24 protein-coding genes are annotated in these 26,525 nt (G+C 50.2%); 10 read left to right on the forward strand and 14 right to left on the reverse strand.

Features of this window, described 5'->3' with window-relative positions; translation table 11 throughout:
- Positions 1-86: 86 nt before the first annotated feature.
- Positions 87-578: a hypothetical protein gene (locus HRU79_00820; protein ID QOJ25258.1), complete on the forward strand. Its 492-nt coding sequence runs from the start codon at positions 87-89 to the stop codon at positions 576-578.
- The gene (locus HRU79_00825; protein ID QOJ25259.1) at positions 578-2,767 is read left to right on the forward strand and encodes a TonB-dependent receptor; all 2,190 of its coding nucleotides are present in this window, start codon (positions 578-580) and stop codon (positions 2,765-2,767) included. The genes HRU79_00820 and HRU79_00825 overlap by 1 nt, the downstream gene beginning before the upstream one ends.
- On the opposite strand, the gene lptB is transcribed toward HRU79_00825, so the two are convergent.
- Together lptB and HRU79_00835 are read right to left on the reverse strand one after the other, a co-directional pair.
- Positions 2,764-3,504: an LPS export ABC transporter ATP-binding protein gene (lptB, locus tag HRU79_00830; protein ID QOJ25260.1), complete on the reverse strand. Its 741-nt coding sequence runs from the start codon at positions 3,502-3,504 to the stop codon at positions 2,764-2,766. The genes HRU79_00825 and lptB overlap by 4 nt on opposite strands.
- Positions 3,501-4,709 (reverse strand): trypsin-like peptidase domain-containing protein, encoded by a 1,209-nt coding sequence (locus HRU79_00835; GenBank protein ID QOJ25261.1) that lies wholly within the window; start codon positions 4,707-4,709, stop codon positions 3,501-3,503. Before HRU79_00835 ends, lptB begins: the two co-directional genes overlap by 4 nt.
- A 59-nt stretch (positions 4,710-4,768) precedes the next feature.
- Here HRU79_00835 and priA point away from each other — a divergent pair, with 59 nt between their 5' ends.
- From priA to HRU79_00855, 4 genes are all read left to right on the forward strand, one after another.
- Entirely contained in the window at positions 4,769-7,291 is a 2,523-nt protein-coding gene (priA, locus tag HRU79_00840) for a primosomal protein N' (GenBank protein ID QOJ25262.1), read from the forward strand.
- Between the two features lie 180 nt (positions 7,292-7,471).
- Complete coding sequence (locus tag HRU79_00845; protein QOJ25263.1) at positions 7,472-8,122, forward strand: hypothetical protein; 651 nt, start codon at positions 7,472-7,474, stop codon at positions 8,120-8,122.
- 34 nt (positions 8,123-8,156) lie between these two features.
- On the forward strand, positions 8,157-8,735 hold the full coding sequence (locus HRU79_00850) for an RNA polymerase sigma factor (GenBank protein ID QOJ25264.1): 579 nt from the start codon (positions 8,157-8,159) through the stop codon (positions 8,733-8,735).
- The gene (locus HRU79_00855) at positions 8,732-9,982 is read left to right on the forward strand and encodes a T9SS type A sorting domain-containing protein (protein ID QOJ25265.1); all 1,251 of its coding nucleotides are present in this window, start codon (positions 8,732-8,734) and stop codon (positions 9,980-9,982) included. The genes HRU79_00850 and HRU79_00855 overlap by 4 nt, the downstream gene beginning before the upstream one ends.
- A 50-nt stretch (positions 9,983-10,032) precedes the next feature.
- On the opposite strand, the gene HRU79_00860 is transcribed toward HRU79_00855, so the two are convergent.
- On the reverse strand, positions 10,033-11,253 hold the full coding sequence (locus HRU79_00860) for an extracellular solute-binding protein (protein QOJ25266.1): 1,221 nt from the start codon (positions 11,251-11,253) through the stop codon (positions 10,033-10,035).
- Between the two features lie 89 nt (positions 11,254-11,342).
- Here HRU79_00860 and HRU79_00865 point away from each other — a divergent pair, with 89 nt between their 5' ends.
- From HRU79_00865 to HRU79_00880, 4 genes are all read left to right on the forward strand, one after another.
- Positions 11,343-12,941: a CTP synthase gene (locus HRU79_00865; GenBank protein ID QOJ25267.1), complete on the forward strand. Its 1,599-nt coding sequence runs from the start codon at positions 11,343-11,345 to the stop codon at positions 12,939-12,941.
- A gap of 3 nt (positions 12,942-12,944) precedes the next feature.
- Positions 12,945-14,114 (forward strand): hypothetical protein, encoded by a 1,170-nt coding sequence (locus tag HRU79_00870; GenBank protein ID QOJ25268.1) that lies wholly within the window; start codon positions 12,945-12,947, stop codon positions 14,112-14,114.
- The gene (locus HRU79_00875) at positions 14,107-14,799 is read left to right on the forward strand and encodes an SDR family oxidoreductase (GenBank protein QOJ25269.1); all 693 of its coding nucleotides are present in this window, start codon (positions 14,107-14,109) and stop codon (positions 14,797-14,799) included. The genes HRU79_00870 and HRU79_00875 overlap by 8 nt, the downstream gene beginning before the upstream one ends.
- A 104-nt stretch (positions 14,800-14,903) precedes the next feature.
- Positions 14,904-16,682, forward strand: a complete 1,779-nt coding sequence (locus HRU79_00880) for a hypothetical protein (GenBank protein ID QOJ25270.1) — start codon at positions 14,904-14,906, stop codon at positions 16,680-16,682.
- Positions 16,683-16,759: 77 nt separating this feature from the next.
- On the opposite strand, the gene HRU79_00885 is transcribed toward HRU79_00880, so the two are convergent.
- From HRU79_00885 to tgt, 11 genes are all read right to left on the reverse strand, one after another.
- Entirely contained in the window at positions 16,760-17,407 is a 648-nt protein-coding gene (locus tag HRU79_00885; protein ID QOJ25271.1) for an ATP-binding protein, read from the reverse strand.
- Positions 17,404-19,182, reverse strand: coding sequence for a hypothetical protein (locus HRU79_00890; GenBank protein ID QOJ25272.1), 1,779 nt, complete (start codon positions 19,180-19,182; stop codon positions 17,404-17,406). Before HRU79_00890 ends, HRU79_00885 begins: the two co-directional genes overlap by 4 nt.
- The gene (hprK, locus tag HRU79_00895; GenBank protein ID QOJ25273.1) at positions 19,172-20,194 is read right to left on the reverse strand and encodes an HPr(Ser) kinase/phosphatase; all 1,023 of its coding nucleotides are present in this window, start codon (positions 20,192-20,194) and stop codon (positions 19,172-19,174) included. The genes HRU79_00890 and hprK overlap by 11 nt, the downstream gene beginning before the upstream one ends.
- A gap of 42 nt (positions 20,195-20,236) precedes the next feature.
- Entirely contained in the window at positions 20,237-20,530 is a 294-nt protein-coding gene (locus HRU79_00900) for an HPF/RaiA family ribosome-associated protein (protein ID QOJ25274.1), read from the reverse strand.
- Between the two features lie 88 nt (positions 20,531-20,618).
- A complete protein-coding gene (locus HRU79_00905) occupies positions 20,619-21,488 on the reverse strand; it encodes a hypothetical protein (GenBank protein ID QOJ25275.1) in 870 nt (289 codons plus the stop codon).
- Positions 21,418-22,338 (reverse strand): arginase, encoded by a 921-nt coding sequence (gene rocF / locus HRU79_00910; GenBank protein ID QOJ25276.1) that lies wholly within the window; start codon positions 22,336-22,338, stop codon positions 21,418-21,420. The genes HRU79_00905 and rocF overlap by 71 nt, the downstream gene beginning before the upstream one ends.
- On the reverse strand, positions 22,331-23,182 hold the full coding sequence (locus HRU79_00915) for an acetyl-CoA carboxylase carboxyltransferase subunit beta (GenBank protein ID QOJ25277.1): 852 nt from the start codon (positions 23,180-23,182) through the stop codon (positions 22,331-22,333). The genes rocF and HRU79_00915 overlap by 8 nt, the downstream gene beginning before the upstream one ends.
- 20 nt (positions 23,183-23,202) lie before the next feature.
- Positions 23,203-23,679, reverse strand: coding sequence for a transcription elongation factor GreA (greA, locus tag HRU79_00920; GenBank protein ID QOJ25278.1), 477 nt, complete (start codon positions 23,677-23,679; stop codon positions 23,203-23,205).
- A gap of 72 nt (positions 23,680-23,751) precedes the next feature.
- Positions 23,752-24,954, reverse strand: coding sequence for a bifunctional 3,4-dihydroxy-2-butanone-4-phosphate synthase/GTP cyclohydrolase II (locus HRU79_00925; protein QOJ25279.1), 1,203 nt, complete (start codon positions 24,952-24,954; stop codon positions 23,752-23,754).
- 4 nt (positions 24,955-24,958) lie between these two features.
- The gene (gene yajC / locus HRU79_00930) at positions 24,959-25,279 is read right to left on the reverse strand and encodes a preprotein translocase subunit YajC (GenBank protein ID QOJ25280.1); all 321 of its coding nucleotides are present in this window, start codon (positions 25,277-25,279) and stop codon (positions 24,959-24,961) included.
- A gap of 75 nt (positions 25,280-25,354) precedes the next feature.
- Positions 25,355-26,503, reverse strand: a complete 1,149-nt coding sequence (gene tgt, locus HRU79_00935) for a tRNA guanosine(34) transglycosylase Tgt (GenBank protein ID QOJ25281.1) — start codon at positions 26,501-26,503, stop codon at positions 25,355-25,357.
- Positions 26,504-26,525 lie beyond the last annotated feature (22 nt).

Here is a 26,525-nt window from a genome sequence, read left to right on the forward strand (position 1 = left end):
CGGCAAACCACCGTCAACGTCCAGGAAATTTTATTCAGTAAACGTCACCTTGAACACTGTTTGGATAATGCTTCGTAGCTTCGAGCGTGCTGATCCGGTTAGTCCAATATCTCTTGTGTGGCATTACGGTTGCCACACTTGCCGGCTGCGGTGGGCTTGACCCTACCGTGCTTCCGGACAATGCCCAGATTTCAGGAACGATTTTCTATTCCGGTGCACCCTGGCCCGACAGTGTACGGGAAGTACGCGTGGTTTTGTTTCAGTCACAGCCAACAGCACCCGACTCCGTTTTGTCGGCCATCCTTCGGAATACAGCAGTGTATACCGACACACTCCGGCGGTTTGTAGAACAGGAGTCGTATTCTCTTACCATACCCAGCCCGCCTCGGTCATTCGGTTATGTAGTTGTAGCCGGACGAACCGGAGACAACCTGCTGAAGGATTGGCACATGCTTGCTGTTCACACATCGCAGGCAGATCCTCCGGTACCGATACCCGTTAGCGTACAGCCCGGCGACAACGTTCAAGTAAACTTTTTTATTGACTTTGCCAATCTTCCGCCACAGCCCTTTAACTGATGTTTTTCCTGTATATCGTCTTAGTGCTGCTCTCGGCAGTAACCGCAAGCGCCGTTGATCTGTACGGGACCATTACCAACAGAACATCCGGCCAACCCGTTGTTGCCGCAACTGTCCGAATTCATGGATTACAAAAAGGAGCCGTTACTGATACAGCCGGAAAATTCAAAATCGCCGGTTTACCTACCGGTGTTTTCTCACTGGTGGCATCACGGATTGGATACAAACCAAGTACAATCACGATTACCCTTACCGACAATACCGAGCATGTTGTGCTAACAATGCTTGAAGCCAGCATCGTAAAGCAGGATGTTATTGTCTCTGCAAGCAGACGCGTGCAGGCGGTTCAGGATGTACCCATCTCTGTTTCTACCCTCAACAGCAGCGACGTTGCAGAGCGATCCATCACTCGTCTGGATGATGCTCTTCGGTACGTAAGCGGCGTTTCGGTGGTGAAAGACCAGGTAAACATCAGGGGATCCAGCGGTTTTGCTCTGGGTGTTGGCAACAGAACCATGGTCCTGCTTGATGGCTTCCCGCTGATGAGTGGCGATAATGGTGACATAAAGTTCGATGTTATGCCAGTATCCGATATCGGACGAATTGAAATTATCAAGGGGGCTGGCAGCGCTCTGTATGGTACGGGAGCTCTTGGTGGTGTTGTAACAATGTTTACGGCCAAGCCACCAGCGGGCACCACGATAACCGGTCGTGGTTTTGCCGGTACCTACTCAAAGCCTCGCTACTCAGAATGGAACTACCGTGCCAGCGCGCCTCTCAGCAGCGGACTTGATATCCGCCTCACACATTCAACGCCAGAGATAACAGTTTCCGGCAGTGCCGCAATCCGTTCCGACGAAGGATACCGTGACTTTGATAAATCGCTGGACGGCATTGCCTTCGGGAAGTTTCAGTGGAATCTTGGGGCGAACAACCACCTTACAGCATTTGCTTTGTATGCCACTCACACCGGTGAAAACTTCCTGTACTGGAAGGACCTCCGGTATGCCACCTTCCCTCCGGATGCCCAGGACAGGGAACAGCTCCTGCGTTCCGGCAAACTGGCTGGTGGCCTGGAGTGGGCTGCATTCCTGGATAACCGGACAACGCTTACTGTTCGTGCAGGGATATTCAGGACAGAGTTTGGCAACCTGATCAACAACGTCATGCAGGATTCCAATCATTCGGTGGCAAACTCATGGAACACCGATATACTGGCTACCCGTGTCTTTTCGGACCAGTTTACACTCACGGGTGGACTGAACGCTAAGCTGAACAGTGTTTCAGCCGATGTTTATGGTGAGCAGTTTCAGGCCCTGGCTGCTGGATTCGTACAGGGTGAGTTCAGCTTTACAAACGGACCCATTCTCACTCTTGGCGTACGCCTTGACCACGAGAAAACAGCCACCCTGCCCTCGTATCTGGAGCTTAGTCCCAAGTTTGGCATCAGCTGGCACGTTACTCCTTCCGTTGCCTTGCGTGCTAGCATTGGACGTGGCTTTCGGGCGCCGGCAATCGCAGAGCGCTATGCCAACATCCGTTACGGCCCCTTCAATGTTATTCCTAATCCCAACCTTTTGGCGGAAAGCTCAGTCTCGTACGAGGCAGGCATGCATTATACCCCCGAAGATGCCGTCCTGCCAGTTGATATCGACATCGCAGTATTTAATAACGAACTATACGATTTAATAGAACCAACGTTTGCAATGGATGATCCGTCGGTTCCGATCATCTTTCAGAATGTAACCCGAGCCAGAATACTTGGTGCTGAGTGTACCGTCCGTGCCATCCTGCATCCGCGGCTTACTGCTGAAACCGGGATTACCGGTATGCTGCCTACCGATCTGCTGACCGGACAGACACTAAAGTATCGGAATAACGTACTGTGGTACAGCAGGGCCGAGTACTCCATTACCAATAGGCTCCAGGTTGGGATTGACTATAGATTCCAAAACAAGGTAGAGCAGGTTGATGATAAACTGGATGCCTTTATTCCTAATGCAACCGCTCGGGTCCCGGTCCATATTGTTGATGCACGAATCTTGTACACAGTTGATATTGGAATACAGCAACAGTTGCGGCTTGGTGTGATTGGCAAGAATATTTTGGATTATTACTATGCCGAAGCAGTTGCCAACCTTAGCCCTACCCGGCAACTCCTCTTCCAGATCGAAGTACTCCAGCCTTAATATCGTTCCAGTTTAAACTGCTCGCCAAGGTACAGTTTCCGAACCTCCGGGTTGCTCGCCACCTCTTCGGCTGTACCATTGATAAACATCGTACCGTCAATCAGGATGTATGCTCTATCAGTAATTGACAGGGTTTCGTGAACGTTGTGATCGGTAATCAGAACGCCAAGCCCCTTTTCCTTTAGCTTTCGCACAATTACCATGATATCTTCAACAGCCAGCGGGTCGATACCGGCAAACGGCTCATCCAATAAAATAAACTTTGGATTGGTTGCAAGGGCACGTGCAATTTCGCACCGTCGCCTCTCGCCCCCTGAAAGCATATACCCCTTGCTTTTGCGAATATGGGTTAAACCAAATTCCTCAATAAGTTGATTGAGTGTGTTTCGCCGCTCGGCTGACTTCATGCGGCGGAGCTGTAGTACAGCCATAATATTCTGTTCAACGGAGAGCATTCTGAAGATACTAGGCTCTTGCGGAAGGTATGCCAACCCCATCCGTGCCCGTTTATACATCGGGATCCGGGTTATATTTCTTGCATCCAGTTCTACTGTTCCTTTTTCCGGACGCACCATGCCAACGATCATATAGAACGTTGTGGTTTTGCCTGCACCATTGGGGCCAAGCAAACCAACAACTTCACCCTGGCTTACCTGCAGGGTACTTTCTTTTACGACAACTCGTTTGCGATAGACCTTTTTGAGTGCCGTTGCTTTCAGGGTTGACCCTTGCGTCATTGTTTCGGAGGTTTTGATAATGTTACAAGAAAGTCCTTCAACACGCCGCCTCTGTCAACGGTAAACCTTAGTTTTTGTCCAGCCACGGCATCAAGAACGGCAACATTAAGGTTTTCCATTGTAAGAACAGGCTCACCGTCAATCGCAGTAATCACGTCGCCTGGTTCGATTCCCGCTCTATCAGCAGGGCTGTTACCGGCAATGCGCATTACCAGCACGCCATCCGTTCGGCTAATACCATAGTACTCGGCAGTCTCTTCGTCGATCGGAGTTACCTTTAGCCCGGTCCAGAAATTCCTGTCAATCGTACCATCCTGCTGCAGTTTATCAACAACGGCTTTAACCCGGTTTATCGGAATTGCAAAGCCAATCCCGATACTGCCGGCGCCGCGGGAGCTCTGAGCAGTTGAGTAAATCACTGTATTGATTCCAATCACATCGCCATTGGCATTTACCAGAGGTCCGCCGGAGTTCCCGGACGAGATGGCCGCATCGGTTTGAATCATGTTCTTGTACACGCGGTCTTCACCCTGCTCGTCGGGCTGGGTAAAGCTCACTCCCTTATTGCTAATTACACCAACCGTTACCGTTGGTTTGGCGTTCATTGTGAACAGTCCGAACGGGTTCCCAAACGCCACGCTCCATTCCCCTACCAGCACACTATCACTATTGGCAAGCTTTAAATACGGCAGGTTCCTGGCATCAATTTTAAGCAGGGTAACATCGGCTACTTTATCGGTACCAACAACCGTTGCATCATGTTTAGTACCGTCAACCATGGTAACGACAATTTTGGTAGCATTCCCGGCAACATGGTCGTTCGTAAGAATGTAGCCATCACTTGAAATAATGAACCCCGAACCAACACCTTTCACGCTGTAGCGACGCGTTCTGGTCTGCGGTCCACCAAAGAATCGTTCGAAATACGGATCATCAAAAAAGAACGGAGACCGGTACACTTCTTCTCGGACTTCGGTAACATTAATCCCTACCACAGCCGGAGAGCAAACCTCGACGGCCCGTGTGATGGCATTATGCCGCGAAGCAGTCAGAATATCCTCGGCCCGGGTGTAAACCGAAGGTACGGTGTTGGCCTGCTTTGCGGACCGCGGACTATCTGCCGGAGTCTTGGCACAAGCCCCTACAGACAATACAACAAGAAAGAAAACACTCAAACGCATTGTGGTTGAAATAAACGGTAACATAATAGTCCCCTTTGTCGTAACCAAACCCAAGTTATTGCCTCAGGAATTTCGAATATATCATGGCGGTAGGCGTAGTTTGCAGTATGTACTACCACGTGGCAGTTCCTCTTCCGCGCATCGATTCACTTACGTACGTTTCCCAATACCCTGTAGCCGAAGGCTCCCGAGTGCTTGTGCCGATTGGCAAGCGTATCGAAACCGGCATTGTGGTGGGCACCGATCCCGCACCTCCGCAACGAACACTTGAGATTCTGGAGGTGCTGGACGAGACCCCTGCCTTTACGTTGAACCTGCTCAAACTTACACGAAGGGTTGCCGACTATTATCTGTGCTCCTGGGGCGAGGCTCTGTTTGCCGCCCTACCATCCGGCATTACACCGGGTACCGTGCTCAAGGTAACCGTACTGCCTCAAACACACCCGATCAATTTGGAAGCTCTGAAAAAAACGGCACCGAAACGAGCGGCACTCCTGGAGGTACTGTTGGATCACAAGGGCGATATCACCGTGGGATATCTGCAAAAGAAACTGCGCGTTCAGAGTATAGCCCAACAGCTTGATGCTCTTCAGCTTGCAGGCTATGTAAATATTTATACGGAGATGGACACCGTCCCCGGGTCGTCAACACGGCAGGCAGCTATCCTTAATCCGGATTTTGCTACCGATGATGCTCGCGTTCGTAAAACGTTTACACAGCTTGATTCATCGGCCCCAAAACAAAGTCTGGTGCTTGGACGACTCTACCGTGCTTACCACAAGAAGGAACCACCGATAAGCTATACCATGCTGTCAAAAGAAGTGGGCGTAACATCATCAGTGATTGATGCGCTTGTTGGAAAGGGGCTTGTACAACGTGTACAGATTCCGCGCTACCAAGCCCCTTCACATCCCATAGGTTTTGACTCAACAGATTCTACTTCAATTCTCAACCCTGCGCAGCAGAACGCGCTGGAAACGGTTTTTCAAAAACAACCCGGACAGACTTCGGCGTTTACAACGTCACTCCTGGAAGGAGTTACCGGAAGCGGGAAAACAGTCGTGTATCAGCATGCCATGAAACGCGTCCTTGAAACAGGCAAAACGTGTTTGATGCTTGTACCCGAAATCTCACTTACACCGCAGCTACATGACAGATTCCGGAGTGTGTTTGGCGATAACGTTGCCCTTGTACATTCAAAAGTGAGTCCTGCTCAGCGTGTTTCTCTCTGGCAAAGCATTCGTGATGGCAAAGTAAATATTGTTATCGGTGCACGATCAGCAGTTTTTGCACCTTTAACAAATCTTGGGCTGATTATCGTTGACGAAGAGCACGAACCGTCATATAAACAGGAGAGTCCGGCACCACGGTATCATGCACGCGATGTTGCTGTGATGCGCGGTGCAATCGAGGAATGCCCGGTTATACTTGGCTCTGCAACCCCTTCTCTTGAAACACTGTTCAATGCTCAAACGCATCGGTACCGGCACGCTGTTCTGCCAACCAGAGCCGATGGTGCAACACCACCACACATCCAGGTTGTTGACCTTGCCATTGAGCATAAGCAGAAATCGATGTTCGGTACCATCAGTACCCCGCTGCTGCAAGCAATTGTTCAGCACTCAACCAATCAGGACGGTATCATCCTGTTTTTAAATCGGCGCGGGTTTGCAACCCAGTTGATCTGCGAAGATTGCGGGCATGTGGCGCAGTGTCCGAACTGCGACGTAAACCTTACCTGGCATAAACACTCTGGTACGTTGCAATGCCATTACTGCTCGCACAGTCAGCCGTTTATGACGGTATGTACAGTGTGCGGCGGTCTTGACCTCAAGGATGCAGGCGTTGGCACTCAGCGGGTTCAGGATGATCTTGAGCGTGCACTGGAACAGTTTCCTCATACACTGAGCCGGAAGCTAACAGTAGAGCGCATGGATACCGATACCATGCGCACTGCCACCTCGCACCGTAAGCTTCTTGAACGTTTTGCCAATGGTGAGGTTGATATCATCATTGGAACCCAGATGATTGCCAAGGGACTTGACATTCCACGCGTTCGCCTGGTAGGCATCATACGCGCCGAACAAACTCTGTTTCAACCTTCATTTCGTGCCTCGGAGCGTACTCTGCAACTCCTGATACAGGTTGCAGGACGCAGCGGACGCAGAGCGGGTAAACCCGGTGAAGTATTTATTCAAACATATTCGCCAACACACCCCGTTATCAGGGCAGTAGCAGAAAACCAGGTGCAGGAGTGGAGATCCGGAGAACTTATAGAACGTAACGAAAGCAACTTCCCCCCGTTTACTCGGTTCTGCCAGATCGAGATCACCGGCGAAGACGAATCAGCCGTTGACCACGCTGCAACAATCATCAGCCGCCTGCTGCCGGTAATGCCTGACATTCTAATCCACTATCCACCACAGCCGCCGGTCGTTGCAAAAATTAGAAACCGGTTTCGGCGGATCATCGTCCTGAAAGGTTTTAAAAAAACTGATCCGTCAGGTGGCAAACTGCGAACGATTGTAAAATCCGTACTTCAGTCATATTACTCCAATTATGCGTCTCGTTCGGTGCGCGTAACCATAGATGTTGATGCCGTGTAGCACACGCCAGGCCCGGAAGGACAAAACGGTGCCCTCAGGGCAGACGCGGACACGTGTAACAAGCTGTATTATCAAGCACTTATACATATTGCTTAAATTACTGTCAAAATTACAATATGATAAGTAATCGATTTTGTGTATGTTTAACGCAACCCGAACCTTACCGTTACGCTTATGCCTATGAAGATAGTCCCAATCATTGTTGGTTTGATGGTCCCGTTTTTGTGCTTTGCCGCCGAAAAAGGAGACTTGGCGGTGGTATTAGCTGGTGATGGTGTAACACCATCAGTAACGTTATTGCTTACCGACCGGAACGCTGATGGTTGCTGGGATATCGCTACAATGAAGTTACCGAGCGGCGCAACGCAAACCATGGCTGTTGTTGACGGAGCTTGTTCCGAAACATTCAGAGTTACCGATGTTCGGACACAGGTAACCCAGGGGAATATTGAAGGCGATGAGTGGCACCTCTTGTTGGTTTCCAAGGCAGACAACACTCCGGTGGGCACGCTGTACAAGGATTCACAAACACCGTATGTGTTGTTCATTCCCAGTGTCCTTCGTGTTGGCACTAGCAACAGTACACAAGAAATCGGCGTACAAATCAGCGTGTTGGGTGATAAAGCCATTGTAGCGTCTGATAATAGAACTCATGCTTCAATTCAAATTGTACAGACTGATGGCGGGCAGCCCATTGATATTTTTGATGGATTCCTGGACAGTGGCACGACGTCGGTATCCATCCCGCCATCGGTTCAGTCCGGTACTCATATCTTTTCGGTTGTCACAACCAAGGGACGTAGCAGCGTACCTTTTGTAGTTCAGCGGTAAGCCCGTAGGTTTGCAGGCAGAATCCTGCCACTCTATGGAAACAGAAACAGATTTTCTCCGATTGCTTCAGGCACATCAAACCGACCTATGGCGTTTTATCCGGTCGGGGGTTCGAACACAGTCCGAAGCTGAAGACATATTGGCTGAAACGGTTGCATGCGCATACGAAGGCTTCACTAAACTTCGTGACAAACAGGCTTTTCTGAGCTATGTGTTTACTATTGCCAGCAGAACAATCAAGAAAAGAGCCTGGAAGCGCAGATTGTTCATCGAGGTTTCTGCTGATTTTAATTGTGATGAGTATTGTAACGACGGGGTTCCGCCAGATATTCAGGCAGATATTCAATTTTTGCGTGAAGCTCTTAGTCGTTTGCCCGACAAAACCCGTGAGGCTGTGATTCTGTTTGAAATCGTTGGTCTTTCGCTTAACGAAATCCAGACTATCCAGGGTGGGTCGCTTTCTGGTGTTAAAAGCAGGCTTGTGAGAGGTCGCAAACATCTGGCCAGAATTATGGGCGTTGAAAACCCCACACATGCTGAAGAGAGGCTCGACGGTAATCGATATGAGTTCACGGCTGATGTTCTCCCCACGATTGCGGAGGCTGGTCTGTGACGTCACGCAAAACCCTTCAGGATTTCTTCAAGGCAGCCCGGCAGCAGCAGCCCCCCATTCAACCGGCTGACGTACTCCGGAAGACTATTGTCCGGCAGACAGTACGGTGGCATACGGGATCTGTGATTTCGGTAGCCGGAGTGGTGGCCGCCGGAATTGCAGCCGTAGCAGTGTCCCTGCTTTTGCCTAACCAAACTTCTGTGACCGTATCCCGTTCAGCAGAGCAACACGCTGCCCCCCTGGTATCACCAACGGCAGACCATGAACAAGCATTCAGCGTCAGGCAGCCGGCTGCGGCCATCGTCAGACCAGCCTATTCATCCACAAAACGGAAATCAGCAGTCCTGTCGCGGCCTGTTCAGCCCGCTACTACCCCACTGTGTATGCATGGCGACCATGACCTTAACTTATCGGCACTATTTGCAGATTCTGAAGTTCTTCGATCATTAACGATTGAGCCCTCTGCTGTTGACATTATCTGTTCCTCGCTATCCAGCGCTGATTCGTTAACGAACTGCACCACCGGCGGCACCGAAACATCGGTGCAGATGTGCGTGTTTCGTAACGGCAACGGTGATGTTCGCCAGGTTCCATTCATGTACAACAGGGGGCCCATACCGGTCATGTTTACGTCGGCTGACGGACGCGGCCGGATTGTAACATCGGACTATTCTGGTGAAATTGATCCAAACAAGCTTGTCCCGGTAGTAGCCAAGAGTCATAACCAGAACGTGTTGATGTGGTACAGACCCACCACCGATTTTGTATGCTCATTACCTGATTCCGTTGCATTTAACATGATACACTTTGTTAACAACACGGTTTCAGTCCGGATTAAACTTCTGCATGCAACAGAGGTTGATTCAGACCCTGGCTTGGGTAATGGCCACATCATACCGCTTGCTGTGGCCAACGGAATTCCTGTCCCGGCATCCACCATCAGCACACCTCGGCTGCAGGAATCGCGATTACATGACGGTGCCTTATTATCCTCGATGGTCTATCCCAATCCCTCGGCAACCGGTACCTGTGCAGTACAGTTTTCGCTAGCTGAGCCACGGGTGGTTAACATTGCGTTACTTGATTTGCGGGGTACCATCGTTCGTCAGCTCCGGCAAGACACAACGGTTGAAGCTGGCGTAAGTACTCTTGACTGCAGCGTGCAGGGGCTACCGGCGGGCATGTACCTCCTATCCCTCGTCACCAATGCAAACGAGCGGGTTGTGCGTCGCTTCATTATTCAGTAATCTTTTCCCAAACGTCCGCCAGCCACACGTTATTCCGGCTGCGCAACAGCCTAACGACTCTGTGTAAACCGAACCACTTCGTCCTGGGCTTCAGTCAATGCCTGCTGAGCTGTAGCCTCGCCAAGAAGTACTCGCACCAATGCATTTTCAAGGGCTTCTTCAATATCCAGCCATCGCGGATGCACCGGTGTCATCCGTGCATGTAAAAGCTGGTCTGCAAAAACCTTCTTCATTGGTTTGTTGATCAATGCATCGTTATGCATGGTAGCCTTATCTGCCGGGAACCCGGCTTCATTAATGCTGGTGCATAACGCCAATGCCTTATCGGCTGACGTAAGGAACTGCACCAGTTCACGACTGCGCTGTGTGTTCCCTGTGGAGGCCGATACTGCAAGGTATTCGCCACCGGCAAACGATATACCCGGCTTACCGTTGACGCCGGGCATGGGCAGAGCCTGAACGTTGATCGAAGGCGTAGCCTGAATACGGTCAATCAACCACGAACCACTCATCCACAGCCCAACCGTACCCTGGAGGAAGGCTGCATCAAGCTGACGCTGGGTTTCGATCTTGCCGGTTCTGGCCATGGCAGCGTAGTATTCAAACGCCTGAATATTTTGTGGGCTGTTAATTGTGGGCTTGCCCGTTGAATCCAGGACCTCACCGCCAAATGTCCACATTACTGGCAAGATCTTTTTGTATAAACGATGAGCATCCGCCCCATTGGTACCAAAACCAACCAAACCGGCATCCTGAAGTGCTTCAGCACACTGCTGTAAATCTGATAGCGTGCTTATAGCCCCCTTCCATCCAGCCTTTTCCAGCAGGTTCATGTTCACGTACAGCACTCTGGTGTCAATCGTCCACGGAAGCGTATATAAACGCCCGTCCCACATTCCGGTGCCAAGAATCCGGTTGTCAAATCTGTGCAGGGTTGCCGAGTCCAGAGGCAGCGACAGCAAGACTCCTGCACTGGAAAACTGAGCCACCCAATCGCTTCCCAGTTCAATAACGTCGGGCGGCGATCCACTGTTAAAGGCTGCCAGCAACTTTGTTTTGCCGTCTGACCAGCTAAGTTCCGTTAGCTCAACACGGACATTGTGGCTTTGTTCGAACTCCTGCACCAGCTTCTGAATTGCATCACGTTGATTGGGTTCACTCCAAAAATGCCAGAATCGAATGACGGTTTCCTGTGGTTTGTTGTCACCGCCTGAACAGCCCGCAAATACAAGGCTGACCGCTGCAATCGTGAGGTAAAAAAATGTTCGCATAACGGCGAAGTTACGACGAATATGTTGGCACTTCCACGAAGAAGTCGTACTTTCGATCCCGTCCTGGTTTTGACTACTTCAAGGGGGCTATGACTAAATACATATTTATAACAGGCGGGGTACTATCTTCATTAGGTAAAGGAATTGCCTCCGCCTCAATTGGCCTGCTTCTAAAGCAGCGTGGTTACAACGTTACTGTACAGAAATTTGATCCGTACCTGAATGTCGATCCCGGCACAATGGATCCGTTCCAGCACGGCGAGGTGTACGTGACCAATGATGGTGCAGAAACTGATCTGGACCTTGGGCATTACGAACGATTTCTTGATACGAATATGTCAAGAAAAAATAACAGTACTGCCGGCCAGGTGTACTTTGACGTTCTTACCAAGGAGCGGAAAGGTGAATTTCTGGGCAATACGGTACAGGTTATTCCTCATATTACCGACGAGATTAAGCGCCGGATGCGGTCGTTTGACGGTACGTACGACGTGGTGATCATCGAGATTGGTGGTACTGTGGGCGATATTGAGTCGTTGCCGTTCCTGGAAGCTGCGCGCCAGCTTGGGTTTGATGTTGGCCATAGCAATGCTCTCTATGTACACCTAACCTATGTACCGTATGTAAAGTCTGCCGGCGAGCTAAAAACAAAGCCAACGCAACACAGCGTAAAAACGCTGATGGAACACGGAATCATGCCCAATATTCTGCTGTGCCGTGCCGACAGGGAGCTAAGTGCCGAGCTGCGTAGAAAAATCGGTTTGTTCTGCAATGTGGAAGAGCAAAGCGTTATCGAGGCTCTTGATGCCGATACCATTTACGAAGTACCACTGTTATACGCAGAGCGAAACCTTGACACAATTATCTCTCAAAAGTTAGGATTACGGAAAAAGCCTGAAGGCTTAAAAAACTGGTCAAATTTCGTTCAGCGCATCAAACGTCCGGTCCGCGAGGTTACCATTGCGATCGTTGGCAAATACGTGCGTTTCCCGGATAGCTACAAAAGCATTAACGAGGCCCTGATCCATGCAGGGGCCCTGAACAATACCCGCGTTAACATCAAATGGATTGATAGCGAGCGCCTGAACTCTGCTGATATACCTCGTGTCCTCAGCGAAGCTCATGGTGTTCTTGTTGCTCCCGGCTTTGGGCAGCGCGGTGTTGAAGGGAAAGTATCGGCTATCAAATATGTTCGCGAACAAGGTATCCCGTTCTTCGGCATTTGCCTGGGGATGCAGTGTGCGGTTATCGAATTTGCCCGAAATGTTGCCGGACTTACAAACGCACACAGCACAGAATTTAAGAAGACTCCCTATCCTGTCGTTGACCTTATGCCGGATCAGCGTGCGGTAACAGAAAAGGGTGCGTCGATGCGTCTGGGTGCCTACCAGGCCTTACTGAAAAAGAAGTCGGCTGCCTATCAGGCCTACAAATCCGAAAAGATTACCGAGCGACACAGGCACCGGTACGAGTTTAACAATGATTTCCGTGATGTACTCACCAAACATGGACTTTTGATCAGTGGCGTTTCTTCCGATGAACGCTTGGTTGAAATCATCGAGATCCCTGCACACCCGTGGTTTATTGGTGTACAGTTTCATCCGGAACTCACATCACGTGCAGTAACCGGACACCCGCTGTTTACTGCTTTTATTCGGGCTGCCCAGCTGCACACAAAGGAAGCCTAGGTTATGAACGTGCAGGTATTACTGATCGAGCATGAAGATGTTGGAGGATTGTATCCGTTTACGCAAATGCACTGCTCCTGGGAACTCAGGTTTGGTGCCTTTACGATTTATGAACGCTGGAAGCGAGCCGTACCTACGGTACCTGTTACGGTCGCTTCAGAGCGCAGCACACACCTGGCCAGTTTTGTTGAACGATATCCGAGCGCAGAACCGTATAAGAGAATACCAACCCTGATCGCTGCTGCTCATATTTCTGTTAGTCCTTCAGTGATGCGGCGAATGGTAGAAATGTGTTCTGGGGAAGACAAAGTAATTTTATTTTATTGCGACGGTCATCCTTTTGCTTTGTTTCTGCCAGTACCGCCCGAATCTCCCGGTGGTGCATCCACGTACCTGGAAGCGGTCAACCCGTCTGACACACTCTGTGTAGATGTTTCGGGTTCGCCGATTCATCGGCTGTGGCAGTGTCTGGATCTGATCCATGATGCAGTAGCCTGGGATATAGCCCTTATGGAGGATGGTACCGATATCAACGCCTCGGTTCACCCAACGGCTATCCTTGATGCCTCAGCCGGCCCCATTATTGTGATGGATCATGCAATCGTTGGACCGTTTGCGGTTATTACCGGTCCATGCGTTATCGGTTCCGGAACTATCATACATCCGCACAGCACCCTTGGATCCACCATTACCGGTCCGCTTTGCAAACTGGGCGGCGAGGTTTCTGGCAGTATTATACAAGGTTACAGTAATAAAGCACATGACGGTTTCCTGGGCCACAGTTATCTTGGCGAATGGTGTAATCTGGGTGCAGGAACTATTACAAGCAACTTAAAGGCAACCTACGGACAAATCAGGGTGCCAATGCCGTGGCTTGAAGAAGACACTCAGCGTGTGTTCCTGGGAGCTTTGTTGGGCAACAGTGTGCGTACTGCAATCGGGACGAAGCTACCTTGCGGTAGTGTTATCGGCACCAATGCGGTGATTTCAACACCTGATTTTTGTCCGAAATCTCTCCCTGCATTCTCATGGCTTGAAGGCGACGCCATTGATGAATACAACATTGAAAAGGCCATCAGTGTCCAGCGAATCGTTATGGCGCGGCGGGCACAAACGTTATTGCCCCACACCGAAGATTTGTACAGGTCTCTGCACCATCACATCTATGGCTGACAGCTTTCATATCTGGATCTTGGGCGCGAGCGGTGGAATTGGTTCAGTACTTACCCGACTGCTTGCGGACAGCCACCGGCTGACGGTTACGGCACGGAATACTGAAAACCTTTCCGGATTACCCGTCGTACATGCCAACTGTAACATTGGCGACTCAGACAGCCTGCACTCCGCATTCAGTACGGCTACCCACACGCACGGTCCGGTTGATATTCTGGTGAACTGCGCGGGGATTGGGATATTCAATAAGGTTACCGATTGCTCCGAGCAGGATCTCGACCTTTTAATCAGCACCAATATGAAGGGGGCTATGGTTAGCACACGGCTGGTACTTCCAGCAATGCAAGCCCGGCGCCACGGGATGATTATTGACGTTAACAGCGTTGCATCACTCAAAGCGTTTCCGAACAACGCCGGGTATGCAGCCACAAAGGCGGGCATGCTGGCATGGTACCGATCTGTTCGCGAAGAGGTGCGGGAATATGGTGTTAAAGTCGTCACCGTTTTCGTTGGTGCCACCGATACCGATATATGGCCTGATGAGCCTCGCAATATGTATCATGACCGGATGCTGCAAGCCACCGATGCGGCATCTGTGATTGCCCTTCTGGTAAACACCTTCAACAACCCTCGAATGATGATTGAGGAGCTTACCGTCAGACCTCAGCTTGGCGACCTGCCGTAATTGCATACCGTGCTGCCTGTCCGTCAGAGCATTATCCACACCATTCTGTCTATACCGCTGTCAATCGGTATTTTTGAGTAAGTTTTTTCATCAACGGAGATTAAATGAATCAGTTTTTTCGCATAGGAGTCATACTCATCGTGCTTGGATGGTCAGTCAGCCTGCATTCCCAGGAATATGTGCATGGCGATCCCACACCCGAAGAGCAGTTGTTGCTGGAGATGATAAACCGGGCGCGCGCAAACCCTACAGCAGAGGGCATCAGGCTTATGGATAGTGCCGATGCCGATGTACAGCAAGCCTATACCTACTGGCAAATCAATAAAACGCAGACAAAAGCTGCATTCGCAGCATACCCATCACGTCCGCCTCTGGCCTTCCACCCAGCCTTGATACAGTCTTCCAGATTACATACAGCCGACATGGTTACGAATAATTTCCAGGGTCACGTTGGAAGTAACGGAAGCCAGCTTAACCAGCGTCTTGCGGCTCAGGGCTATACCTCTATGGGGATGTACGGTGAAAACGTATCTGCCTACTCGAAAAGTGTCTGGTATGCACACTGTGGACTGAACGTTGACTGGGGTCCCGAAAATCAGGTTGAACTGGGCCATCGCTCCAATATCATGAATTTTGACGATCCTGTGTACATTGAGTGCGGCATCGGGATTCAGCACACCAGTGGTGGCATTATGCAAGGGACGGTCGGACCACTGGTCGTAACTCAGAATTTTGGTATCCGGAAGGATCGGTACATCACCGGTGTGGTGTATGGTGACAAAAACAACAATGGATTTTACGACATTGGTGAGGGGCTTTCAGGTGTTAAGATTCAGCCATCTCGCGGATCGTACTGGGCAGTGAGCAGCACCAGCGGCGGCTATGCTATTCCCTTTAGCGGTAACGGTTCAGTAACGGTAACTGCCTCCGGTGGTGGCTTGTCAGAGCCTATCGCACTGACGGTGAACTTTACCGGCAACAACATTAAAGTTGATTTTGTGCCGGCATCCGCCGCTCCTGGTAAGGTTACCTTGATTTCACCGGTACATAACTCCAAAAACGTCGCTGCTCAGAATATCTCATTAACATGGCAGGCATCTCCGTTTATTACTGAATTTGAAATTGAAGTTTCTACTAACCCTGTGTTTGCGTCGGATGTGATCGTTCAGGAAACCATATCCGAGTCATCCTATGCCTTAAACGGACTTCGCTGCGGTACTGACTACTACTGGCACGTACGTGGTTCCAATTCCGAAGGCAAGGGTCAGTGGTCTGACGTGTTCAAGTTTACTACCGGCGGCACACCCCTGCTTAAGCCGAACATCATCGGACCGAAGGGCAATGCAACATTTGACAACATGGGAACGATTGACTGTTCATGGGCAAAGACTTCCGGTACTGAGTTCTATCATGTGCGGTTTTCCACGTCGGCCTCCTTTGATGGTGTTTTCGCTCAGGATTCTGCTGTTAGCGGTACTTCGTTTGCGTTGCCCACTCAGGCACTGCCACCAGGAACTACGCGGTTTTACTGGCAGGTGCGCAGCGGCTCAGCCCAGTGTGGCTGGGGTGACTGGAGCAGCAACGCTCTGGTAACGCCAACAATAACCGGTGTTACCGAGCTGGCAGACATGAACGGATTGATGGAGGTATTCCCACTTCCCGCAACCAATACCTCGGTGGTGCGCTTCTCCCCTGCTCTTGGCGATATTTCATCCGTTCAGCTTTACTCAGTGGCCGGTGATATTATTGCTACCACTGCCGTTCACAGCAACACCATTGATCTGCAGGCAATGATGGCAGGAAAGCTCTCACCCGGAACGTACATTCTTGTTGCACACGGGAGCCGGCAAACTGCCTCGGTCATATTTCAGGCAAGCAACTAAGCCAATACGTTAGAATACGTTAGTTTATCAAAAAAAAGCCCATGAACATGGGCTTTTTTTTTGTCGCCAGCTGTCCGTTACACTAATGTGAAGAAATCGTGTCCCGCTTCGTAGTTCACATGCAGCACACCCGCACGAACAAGTTTAACCAGAATCTGGGATGCCCGCCGTCGGGAGATGTTAACCAAACGTGCAAAATCATTAACACTGGCACGCCCGTATCGTTCAAGGTAGGCAAATAACCGCTGTTCACGATCACCTATTGAGAGCGTCATTGGCGGGCTATCGGGACGCATCCCGCGTAAGACCTTTACCATTTCACGTGAGGCTTCAACGCTTTCCTCGCCACGCCTGATAAACGCCTTCCTGTTCTTGCCGTTTACCGGAAGATCATCGGGTACAAACCAGTGTGGGCGCAACGAACTTCGTGGCACAAGCACTACTACGATATCCACGTACTCAATCTCAACGATGTCAATCGTGATGTCCAGTACCGGCGCTATATGGTGTAGGGCAACCTCAATAAGATTGCGCTCTTCCTTCTCGCTTTCTACACCAACAATTCTGCGGTCATCATCAACCCCCACAATAAGGTAGCCGCCTTCGGTATTGGCAAAGGCTATCATCTCTCGCGCAAACTTGTCAACGCTGGTAAACTTTCGCTTAAACTCAACGGTTGAAGACTCGCCCGCAGAAATTAGCTCACGAAGTTTAGTTCGGTTCATGGTGCCGGAGCAAGCCTCCACTGCGACGTTGGAACCCACCATTGTCCGGGATTGAATCCGGGGCGAACATAGCTAAACTGAACATTATGAAGTCTCTTATTGTACACTGCCGGATAAAGAACGTTCCAGAGCATTGTGTAGGGTTGTTCATCGTAAACGATTTTCTGGAACTCAAGCATGTACTGACGTCGTTTTTCCGGATCAAATTCCGTGCGGTTTAATTCCATCAACTCATCAGCCCGTGCGTTACTAAAGCTGCAATAATTCGATCCCTTGTTCTCAATCTGCGAGCTGTGCCACAGCTGATAGGGGTCAGAGGGCATTGGATCGTTTACCCATGAACCAACGACAGCATCAAAGTTGTGTAGCCGAACATTATCAAGCCACACCGTCCAGTCCAGTTTTTTAATCGAGGCCTTAATGCCAACCTTCCTGAACTCATCAATCTGTAAGAGCATGATTTGCTCCCTGGTTTCATTACCAGTGTTAAGTAAGAACGTAAATTCAAAGTTGACCCTCTTGCCATCTACCATTCGGTCAAGCACGCCGTCGCTATTCGAGTCAGTCCATCCAGCCTGTGCCAGCAGCTCCTTTGCTTTTTCGGGCGAGTATGAAATACTAGGGAGATCATGATCATATTCTTTCGATGACGGATAGAGTACGCTGTTCTGCGGTTCGGCCAAGCCCCTTGCCACCTGTTTGATTAACGCATCACGGTCAACCAGATGTCCCAGTGCTGTACGAGTACGTTTATCATTAAACACCGGTCGGCGTGCATTCCACCCGATATACAGATATGCATTTGTTTTGTATGGATGCTTCACCAGATATGGCATCGAGTTTGTGTCCACCTCATCCTGAAATTTTGCCGGAGGAACATATTCCATAAAATCCAGTTCCTGGTTTTTAAGAGCTACAACGGCAGTATTCCTGTCATTAACCACTTTATAAATAATTTTATCAGGGTATGCTGGTTTCTGTGGGTCCTTACCGGTGCGCCACCACCGGTCATTCCTAGCAAGGATGACGCTTTCGCCGGGATTCCTCTCGGCATATACGTATGGTCCTGAGCCGATATTCAGCCGTGGTTCCAACTTGATCTCAGGTTTGTTGTACCACTCTGCAGCAGCCTTCATTGCTGAATTTATCCCGGCACTCTCCAGATTATTTGTCTCGGCAATAGAATAGCGATCTGTAAGGTTGTTTGGATCCTGAATGTGTTTGGGTTGTACCAACAACATTCCAAGCTGCATGTCGGCAAGGAAGTATGGTTTGGCCATCACCACCGTCAGCGACCGTTTATCATGCTTAACAACATCGGCAACATCCATGTAATAGTTGCGATTGGGTGCTGCATCGATAACCAGCGGGTTTTTAATGATTTTTAATGTAAAGATAACGTCATCAACGGTCACCGGGTGTCCGTCGCTAAACGTAATATCGTCCCGCAGCCTGAATGTGTACTGCAGGTGATCATCTGATATTTTCGGCATTTCGGCTGCCAGGACAGGCTGAAGTTCAAGTGTTGTAAAGTTTTGTTCCAGAAGCGGTTCGTAAACCTGTATAGCAATCGCCTGTCCGGAGGCGTCGTTGGTAACAATGGGATTCAGGCCCTCGGGATCGCTGAGCTCGTGAACAACCACCCATTCACCTGCCACAGGAGTAAGGTCAGCAGCATCCTGAACCTGGCTATTACCGCCCCCGCAGGCAGCAAGGATCACGGTACACAGCGGTATAAATACTGCAAGGCGGAACCCGATACAGTTACTCATCATCGCTTTGAAAGTATGTGATCTGACGCTGATCGAAGGGTCCTTTCTCATGTTCACGTCGGCGTATTTCCTGTTCAAGTCTGTCGGCAAATTCTCTGGATGCATTGTAGCCATAGGTTTTTAGTAGATAGTTTAAAGCAATTGTTTCGCTGATAACGGTTACGTTCTTACCCGGGAATATGGGAAGCTTTACAGTAGTAATCGGAACGTCAAGAAGGTTGGAGATGCTCTCGTCCAAACCTGTCCTGTTGTATTCACGCTTGGGGTCGAACACCTCGAGTTCAACGATAATTTCGAGTCGTTTCTGAAAACGAATTGAGCGGATACCGAACATTTGGCGAACATCAATCACACCGAGGCCTCTGATTTCCATAAAGTGTCTGACCAATGACGTTCCGGTACCCATGAGAATACTCTCGCGTTTCTTGGTAAACACTACGATATCATCAGCCACAAGACGGTGGCCTCGTTCTACAAGATCAAGGGCGATCTCACTTTTTCCAATTCCGCTTTTCCCAACAAAGAGGATGCCCACCCCGTACACATCAGCAAAGGAGCCATGGACGGTGATTTGCTCACTAAACTGATCATCAAGGAACTCACCAAGGAGATACGTGGTTTTGTTTGTATCGAATGGCGTAGAAAGAATTGCTACGTTATGCTCAACAGCAATGTCAACCAGATCGGGTGGTACGGTGTGACCATTGGCGCAAACGATGCATGGGACGTTGAAATCACAGATTGTGCGAAACGCAATCCGCCGTTTTTCCTGGTCGAGCGTTTTCAGGAGGTAAAAAAACTCAGTATTACCAAATAGCTGTACCCGTGAAAACGAGAACAACTCAGTGAAGCCTGCTAGAGCCAGTTGCGGACGATGCAAGTTTTTATCGGTAATCAGATTATCCAGACCAACATCCCCCGTTACCGCATGCAGGTTAACGGGGCCAGTGAGTAACTCTCGCACCGTAATTGATTCTTTAACGACGGGTTTTGAAGGAAGAGCGGACGAAGGCATGTGTGGGGCTGAAATTTGAATAAAGTGTTCAGATACCAAGTGCTATTGAATCCCGGCTTGCTGTTTTTGCTTAATCTTCTGAAGCTGGCGGACCACTTTTTCCTTGGCATCGTTCAGGGCTTTCACGTGATCGGGCCCGTGTTCGCGGGCTACAACGGTATGCCCCTGTACTCGTACCGCAAACTCAGCCCACTTAACCCCGGCATCTTCAAGTGCCACAACATCAACGCGGTGGATTGAATCATGAAATCTGGTGAGCTGTTCTGCTGCCTTTACGAACAATTCGTGTTCTTCTTCCGTTAGTCTGCACTTCCGAGTGCTGATATGAACATCCATGATTACTCCTTTCACATAATAATTTGGAAGAAATCTGTTGATCGGGCTGTACTGCTAATCTAATCACAATCCTTTGGATAATTCAGGATTATTCATTCACAATCACCGTAATACCCAATTTCAGCACGATACCGCCTGAATCAATCGTGTATGGCCGAAACAGTCCCTCAGGCGGCTGCGTGATTGTTCGGGCAGTCCATGCAAAGAACCGGTCTGTTACGGGTAGCCACTGATACCCAACTTCAAAGAATACCCCGGGGCGAACGGTTGATTCTCTTGGGGTATCGAATCCAAGGAACACACCACTCCTGATCATTACCGTTGGTGCTGCAACCCATGAGTTGTACCGCACACCGCCGGTGCGCCCACCCGGCAATGATGTTTCGGAGAGGACCTCATCCCAGTAAACAGCTACTGGACTAACACCAAGGCCGCCGCCGATATACCCGGTAAACTGTCGGTGACCAGGCCAGTAATCAGCTGTAAGCATAAGTGGGATACTTGTAACCGTGATCGTTTGTGTATTGCTCTGCGCCGGTCCGATTGGCGTTGCCAGCTCTTCGGGATTGTACATAAAGGTTTCCCGAACGGCTGCTTTACGATACCCGACCGCAATACCAATGCAGACATTATCAAACTGGTAGCTTGAAACCGAGAACCCAGCGCCGATGGGGATCTCAAACCCGGGAGTCTTCCCTCCAAGGTATGACCGGTAATCCGAAAAAAAGTCAGCGGCCTGGGTGCCCAGTGTCCAGTTCACATCTGCACGAATGGAAAGGGGCTTCCCCTCTTTCCCGGCTACTCCGTGGATAGCGACTATAAGGGTAGCACGCCAGTTGCAACTGATCGGAGCAACGTAGAGCGTATCACAAGCGGAATCCTTAGGGTTACAGAATTCGCTTGCCCATCGACGACGCAACAACGCCGGAGGCAAACTCTGCTGTTTTATTCCTGTCATCAAGAATTGGATTTACCTCTGCAACCTCGAGCGACGCATACGCTTCGATTTGGGAAATCATTTCCATCAGCAGGTGGGTTTCGCGGTACGTTAAGCCACCGGGTACCGGTGTGCCAACCCCAGTTGCTACCGAGGGATCAACACCGTCAACGTCGAACGAAATATGCAGATGGTCAACCGATCTCGACATCACCTCAAGGACCCGGGAGGCAACTTCGTACATACCCAACCGGTCAATATCAAACATGGTATAGGCAGCAATTCCCAGTTCGTGGATAAGCTCGCGTTCTCCCTGGTCAATGGAGCGTAAACCGATGATTGCAAGGTTGCGCGGATCAAGCTTAGGGAAGTCACCGCCAATCGTTGTAAGTGACGGATGACCGTACCCCATGGCCACGGCAAGAGGCATACCGTGGATATTCCCTGATGGCGTGGTTTCAGCCGTATTCATGTCGGCATGAGCATCAATCCACAACACACCCAACGTTTTGCCCTGTTCCTTGCAGTGACGTCCGATTCCAGCCAGCGATCCAATGCTCATACTGTGATCGCCGCCCAGAATCAGCGGGAACTCGCCATCGTCAAGCGTTGATTTTACGCGGTCGCAGAGCACATGACTCATTTCGGCAACCTCAGGCAGATATTTCAGTTTCGAGTTTGCCTCTTCCTGAACCTCAATGGTACGAATTGGAATATCGCCTTCATCAACCACATTGTAGCCGAGCGCCCGCAGCCGCTCGTCAACATTGGCAATTCGCATTGCCGACGGCCCCATATCCACTCCACGCCGATCGGCACCAAGGTCAATCGGGAAACCAAGAAGACGTACACTGGTAGATCGGTCACGCATTCGGCACCTTTAGATACTTTATAATCTTCGTGAGCATATCTTTTAACTCGGTTCGTGCTACCACCATATCCAGAAAGCCGTGGTCCAGCAGAAATTCAGAGCGCTGGAAACCTTCGGGTAATTTTTTTCGTATGGTTTGTTCGATAACGCGCGGCCCTGCAAAGCCAATCAGGGCTTTGGGTTCGCCAATGATGATATCGCCCAGCATTGCATACGATGCGCTTACCCCGCCCGTGGTAGGGTCAGTAAGGATCGAGATATAGGGAATACCGGCCTCGGAGAGTTCACTGAGGATGGCGCTGGTCTTGGCCATTTGCATCAGCGACAGAGCAGCCTCCTGCATCCTGGCACCTCCTGAGGCGCTGATAAACACAAACGGCATAGCCCCTTCCAGAGATCGTCGGGCTGCACGTGTGAATTTCTCTCCAACCACACTGCCCATCGATCCGCCAATAAAGCCAAAGTTCATGCACCCGAACGAAACAGGATTCCCGCCGATGGTTCCTGTTCCGGTGGTAACAGCATCGGGCAATTTTGTTTTGTTGTATGCCTCGCGCAACCGGTCTGCATACGGACGAGTATCAGAGAACTTCAACGGATCCGCGGAGCGAACTGTGCTATCAGCCTCTTGCCACGTTCCGTCATCAATCAGAATGCTGATATAGTTTGACGCTGCAATCCGGAAGTGATGGCTACACGATCTGCATGTGTATGCATGCTGCTCAAGTTCTTTCCTGTACAGGACCGTTGAGCATGACGGACACTTCGTCCACAGTCCATCGGGCATATCCCGTACTGACCGTGTTTCCTCGATATTCTGTGATTTCCGGTGGAACCATGCCATGAAGTTTTCGCCAGTGGTGATTATTTGCTGATGTTAAGAATTTCGTACTGGAGAATCCCGGCCGGGACCCTGGTCTCTACCAAATCACCAACTACCTTGCCCATCAACGCTTTGCCCAGGGGGCTGGTGACTGATAGTTTGTTCTGTTCAAAATCGGCCTCTTCCGGACTCACCAGCTGATAGTCAACTTCCTTGTTTGTTTTCTTATTCAGAAGTTTAACGTTTGACAGGATATACACCTTATCGTCCGGGAAGTCGGACTTGTCAATCACCTGTGCTCGTGCAAGTGTACTTTCCAGTTTCGAAATCCGGATCTCGAGAAGCTCCTGAGCATGTTTCGCTGCATCGTAATCTGCATTCTCGGACAAATCGCCGTGCGACCGTGCGTCGGCAATCTTTTGGGCAATATCCTTCCGTCCACGACCTTTTAAGTCGTGCAGTTCCAGCTGAATAGCTTCCAGATGCTCCCGTGTTACATAAATGGCATTACCGCCCATGGGTTACTCCTTTGGTAATAATACCGAAAAAAAAAACAAAGCGTCTGCCGGCTTTGTTTGTACAACGGCAATTTACAGATGCTTGAGCAGATGCCCAAGTTTATCACGTTTTGTTCGAAGGTACTCCATGTTATGTTCGTTGGGTGAAATTTCCAGCGGCATAACATCAACGACTTCCAGGCCATAGGAATTCAATCCAACACGTTTCTGCGGATTGTTTGTCATGAGGACCATATTACGAATACCCAAATCGTACAGTATCTGAGCTCCAATCCCATAATCCCGAGGATCTGGAGGGAATCCCAGGTGAACATTGGCATCAACAGTGTCGTAGCCCTGTTCCTGCAGTGCATACGCTTTGATTTTATTTGCCAGACCAATGCCCCGGCCCTCCTGGCGCATATAGAGTACAACACCTGATCCCCGGGCTTCAATCATTCGCAGTGCCGTATGAAGCTGCGAGCCACAGTCACAGCGGTATGATCCCAGAATATCGCCCGTTAAACATTCACTGTGTACCCGAACCAAGATAGGGTCGCCGGTTGCCACGTCGCCCTTTATGATGGCCACGTGTTCCCGTCCGTCAACGATACTCCGGTAAACACGAAGAACAAAGGTACCGTATTCACTTGGCAGCTGCGCCTGAGCAACAAATTCCACCAGTTTTTCATTCTGCCTTCTGTAAGCAATAAGGTCCTGCACGCTAATCATGCACAGGCTATGGTAACGGGCGTACTCTACCAGGTCCGGCATGCGTGCCATTGTCCCGTCTGACTTTATAATTTCACACAGGACGCCAACGGGTTGCAGTCCTGCCATAGCCATAAGGTCCACAGCGGCTTCAGTATGACCTGCCCGCCGCAGCACTCCCCCCTGCTTTGCTACAAGAGGGAAAATGTGTCCCGGTCTGGCCAGGTCAGCTGGTTTTGTTAGGGGGCTTGCCATTGCCTGTACGGTTGCGCATCTGTCGGCAGCAGAAATCCCTGTACTGGTTCCATGCACATAGTCCACACTAATCGTGAACTGTGTTCCATGCAGGGCGGTGTTGTTCTGAGGAACCATCAACGGCAACTCCAGCTCAACGGCACGCTGCTCACTAATGGGTACGCAGATCAGTCCGCGTGCTTCAGCAGCCATCATATTTATGTTGTCTATTGTGCAGAGTTCAGCAGAACACACCAGATCGCCTTCGTTTTCGCGATCTTCGTCGTCAACAACAACAATGCACCGGCCCGCCTTGATCTCTGCAATGGCTTCGGATACTGTGTTCAGCATGAACTTACTTCCCGCTGTCGGAATTCTTGTTTATGGTTGCAATTGCCGACTTTTCAATCAGGATATGCATGTTGTCGGCAACAGTTACCTTCACTGTTCCTTCCTGCACACTGTGTACAGTTCCGTGCATACCAGAGGTGGTAATGATTTTGTCACCTGCTCGTACCGATTCCAGAAGTTGCTGGTGTTCCTTGGCACGCTTGCGCTGCGGCCGTATCATCATGAAGTAAAAAATCAAAATTACAGCCCCCATCATGGCAACCGTGCTGATGAGTGACGATGTGGGGTCTTGTCCCTGTGGCGGCGGAGCAAGCAACATAAGCATATTATTTTCCAGTTGGTTAAAGTAATTGGTTGATTGTTTAGTTATCTCTGGCGTCCGGAATTCTCCGCTGGTGAATCATTTCCGAACCTGTCCCACCGTTCTTAAAATTTCGGGATACCATTCGGAAAAGGTTCCTGCCAGAATGTGTTGTCGTGCAGTACGTGTAAGCCACAGGTAGAAGGCAACATTCTGAAGGGTGGCTATCATCAAACCCAAGACTTCACCGGCAATGAACAGATGACGAAGATACGCCATTTGAGTTGTTGCACTCACGTGTGAAACGTGGGAATCATCCAGCACGTCCTTCGAAAATTTCCACTGTGCGTTTCTGATGTTAACCTTACCCTTGCTGGTAAAAATAGTACCATTACGGGCATTCCGGGTTGGCATAACACAGTCAAACATATCCACTCCAAGAGCAATGCACCGCAGGATATTTTCGGGTGTTCCAACGCCCATCAGATACCGTGGTTTGTTTTCGGGCATTACAGATGTACTAACTTCCGTTATCCGGTATAGGTCGTCCACCGGTTCACCCACGCTCAAGCCCCCTATCGCATATCCGTCAAAATCCATATCAACCAGCTCCTGCATACACCATTTCCGGTATTCCGGTATCGTGCTACCCTGTCCGATTGCAAAGTGAAACTGACGGTGAGGGTACCTGAAAGCAGTATTGCGGTGGTGCTGCTGTGCCTGCTGCGCCCAGGTTACGGTACGCTCCATACTGTGCCGTGCCTCGGCAACACTTACGGGATATGGTGTACATTCATCAAGAACCATGAAGATATCACTGCCGATGCTACGCTGAATGTCCACAACGCCTGCAGGACTAAACCGGTGACGTGATCCGTCGAGGTGCGAGCGAAACCAAACGCCCGATTCGTCGATACTGCGAAGTTCTCTCAGACTCCAGACCTGGAACCCTCCACTGTCGGTAAGCAGAGGTTTGGTCCATCCGCTGAATGAGTGAAATCCACCCATTGCGTCAAGAACGTCAGTGCCAGGCCGAAGATACAAGTGATAGGTATTTGCCAGAACAATACTGGCACCGGCGTCATGTACACTCTGCCAGTCCAACGCCTTAACTGCACCTTGTGTACCAACCGGCATAAACACCGGAGTTTCGATAACACCGTGATCAGTGCTTATTGTTCCGGCACGGGCTGCCGAAGCCTGATCGGTAGAGTGGAGATCAAAAAAAGGGGGCGCAGGTTCCAGCATCTGCCGACAAATTTACGCACCA

It is taken from the genome of Ignavibacteria bacterium, from assembly GCA_015709655.1.
GTDB lineage: Bacteria > Bacteroidota > Ignavibacteria > Kapaibacteriales > Kapaibacteriaceae > OLB6.